This is a genomic window from Micromonospora sp. DT178, assembly GCF_049841695.1.
Classification (GTDB): domain Bacteria; phylum Actinomycetota; class Actinomycetes; order Mycobacteriales; family Micromonosporaceae; genus Micromonospora.
In genome coordinates this window covers 1-3,257 of record NZ_JBNCKV010000037.1, presented here as the reverse complement: position 1 = coordinate 3,257, position 3,257 = coordinate 1, and the positions used below count along the sequence as shown (strand labels likewise).

Annotated in this window: 1 protein-coding gene; it reads left to right on the top strand. The window is 69.4% G+C overall.

The genetic code is table 11. From position 1 onward, the window contains the following. Positions 1-57: 57 nt before the first annotated feature. Positions 58-3,257: SDR family NAD(P)-dependent oxidoreductase (locus tag ACLQ22_RS31820; protein ID WP_425695569.1), on the top strand; the 3,200-nt coding region annotated here is incomplete at its 3' end.

Sequence of the window (3,257 nt, the reverse complement as noted above, 5' to 3'; positions counted from 1 at the left end):
GTGGCGGTGGTAGCCGCGCGGGGCAGGTTGATGCAGGCGCTACCTGCGGGTGGAGCCATGGTGGCGTTGACCGCCAGCGACGCCCAAGCCCACGAGCTGATCGCCGGGCACACCGACCTGGTAGGCGTGGCGGCGGTCAACGGCCCCCACTCGACGGTCATCTCCGGTGACCAGGACGTGGTGCTGGACCTGGCGCGGCAGTGGCGAGACAAGGGCGGCAAGGCGCGGCGGCTGCGGGTCAGTCACGCGTTCCATTCGCCGTTGATGGAGCCGATGCTGGCCGAGTTCGCACACGTGTTGGCCGAGGTGGCCTGGCGAGAGCCGACCATCCCGGTGGTCTCTGGCACCCCCGGCGCGGAAGTGACCGAACCGGGATACTGGTTGGCGCACGCCCGCCAGGCGGTGCGGTACCACGACGCGGTAAACGCGCTACGCGAGCAAGGCGTGGGTGTCTTCCTCGAACTGGGCCCGGACGGCACGCTGACCTCGATGGCCGACGCCGAAACCCCCGAAACAGACGTGTGGCTGCCAGCGCTGCGTGCCGAGCGCGACGAGCCGCAGACGTTACTGACCGCCCTCGCCGGTGTCCACGTACACGGCGCGACGGTGAACTGGCCGACACTGCTCGACACAAACACCAATCGGCGGGCTCTGGAACTGCCTACCTACCCGTTCCAGCACCAGCGGTACTGGCCGACGCCGCGGGGTTTGCCGGTGCGGGGTGTGGACGGTGGGTTCGATGCGGAGTTTTGGCAGGTGGTGCAGCGCGGCGACGCAGCGGCCTTGGCTACTACCTTGCGGGTGGATGAGCAGGGTCTGGCCACGGTTCTGCCGGGGTTGGCGGCCTGGCAGCGGGCCCGTCAGGACCGGCGGTCCATTGACACGTGGCGGTACCGGGTCGTCTGGGAGCCATTGACCGGTGGCCCTGAGGCGGTGTTGAACGGCACCTGGCTTCTGCTGTATGGCGCGGATCTGGCGGCCGATCACGCCGAGTCGGGGTGGATCGGGCTGGTCGAGCAGATCCTGGTCGGACATGGCGCGCGGGTGTTGCCGGTAGCTGTTGATGGCACCCGGGTGGGGGTGGCTGCGGCGCTGCGGGCAGTGATGGCCGGGCTGGACGCGGCCGGGTTGGGCGGGGTGGTGTTCCTGCCCGGCCGGGCGCCGGTGCATGAGCTACTGGCGCTGCTGCAGGGCCTGAACGACACCGACACGGGCAGCGACGCGGGCCTGTCGGGGCGGGTGTGGGTGCTCACCCGTGGCGCGGTCGGTACCGGTCGGTTCGACGCTCCCGCTGACCCGGTCCAGGCTCAAGCGTGGGGTTTGGGTCTGGTCGCGGCGCTGGAGTACCCCCGCCGCTGGGGTGGTCTGGTTGATCTGCCCACGCTCTGGCCTGACACGGCGCGGGACGCGGCTGCGACAGCGCGTCGTTGTGCCGCGGTACTGGCCGGGTGGGACGGCCAGGACCAGGTCGCGGTACGCGCGAGTGGCGTGTACGGGCGCAGGTTGGTGCATGCCAGGCCGGATGAGTCGCCGCGGGTGTGGAAGCCACGGGGCACGGTGCTGATCACCGGTGGCACCGGTGGTCTGGGCGGACACGTGGCTCGCTGGGTGGCCAGGCATGGTGCAGAGCATGTGGTGTTGATCTCCCGCCGGGGCATGGACGGGCCGGGCGTGGTCGAGCTGATCGGTGAGCTGACCGCTGCAGACCGGGTACGGGTGAGCGTGCTGGGTTGCGACGTGGCAGATCGTGACGGGTTGGCCGCGGCCCTGACCGAGGTAGGACCGATCGATGCGGTGGTGCACGCGGCCGGAGTCGGTCAGCTCGCGGCCATCGATGACGTCGATCCGCGGTTGGCAGACCAAATCTTGGCGGCGAAGGTCGCAGGTACCCGTAACCTGCACGAGTTGCTGGTCGAGGGTTCCGAGCACCCGCTGGACGCGATGGTGCTGTTCTCCTCGAACGCCGGTGTATGGGGCAGTGGCGGGCAGGGGGTATACGCCGCCGCCAACGCGTTCCTGGACGCCTACGCCACCCAGCAGCGTGCCCTGGGACGGGCAGTGACCAGCGTGGCGTGGGGCTTGTGGGCCGGCGAGGGAATGGCCGAGCAGGCCGACGCCGAGCAGTTGCAGCGGCGTGGAGTACGGAGCATGGATCCGCAGCGGGCGGTGCAGGCATTGGCCGAGGCGGTCGGTCAGGACGAGGACTTCCTCGCGGTCGCTGACGTGGACTGGGCCCAGTTCACCCGGACGTTCACCTCGGCACGCCCGAGTGCGCTACTGGCCAGGCTGCCCGAGGTACAAGCCGCCGTCGCCGACGCCGAGCCCGGCCCACTCGACGATTCAGGACTGGCCACTCAACTGCGAGCGTTGACCGGCCCGCAGCGCCAGCAGAAGATGCTCGAACTGATACGTACCCACGCGGCCACAGCCCTCGGTCACGACAGTGCTCAGGCGATCGCACCCGATCGAGCGTTCCGCGAGCTCGGCTTCGACTCGCTGACCGCGGTGGAACTACGTAACCGGCTCGCCACCGCCACCGGGCTGCCGCTGCCAGCCACGCTGGTCTTCGACCATCCCACCCCGGTGGTGTTGGCCCGGTACCTGCTGACCGAACTGCTCGGTGAGCAGACCGATGTCCTCGCGCCGGTGGCGGTCGGTGCGGGTGTCGATGAGCCGGTGGCGATTGTGGGGATGGGGTGTCGGTATCCGGGTGGGGTTGGTGACCCGGAGGCGTTTTGGCAGTTGCTCATCGAGGGTGTTGACGCGGTGGACGGGTTCCCCGTGGATCGGGGTTGGGATGTCGGGTCGTTGTATGACCCGGATCCGGCGCGGTCGGGGACCAGTTATGTCCGCGAGGGTGGGTTCCTGGCGGATGCGGCGTTGTTCGACGCGGGGTTCTTCGGGATCAGTCCGCGGGAGGCTGTGGCGATGGATCCGCAGCAGCGGCTGTTGTTGGAGGTTTCCTGGGAGGCGTTGGAGCGGGCCGGGATCGACCCGTCGGGGCTACGCGGGTCGGACACCGGCGTGTATGTGGGCACCACCGGGCAGGACTACATCTCGATGATCGGCGACGCGCAGACCGGGAGCGAGGGACACCTCCTTACTGGCAACGCTGCGAGTGTCATGTCGGGGCGGGTGGCGTACACCTTGGGCCTGGAAGGCCCGGCGGTGTCGGTGGATACGGCGTGTTCGTCGTCGTTGGTGGCGGTGCATTTGGCGGCGCAGGCGTTGCGGTCGGGTGAGTGTTCGATGGCCCT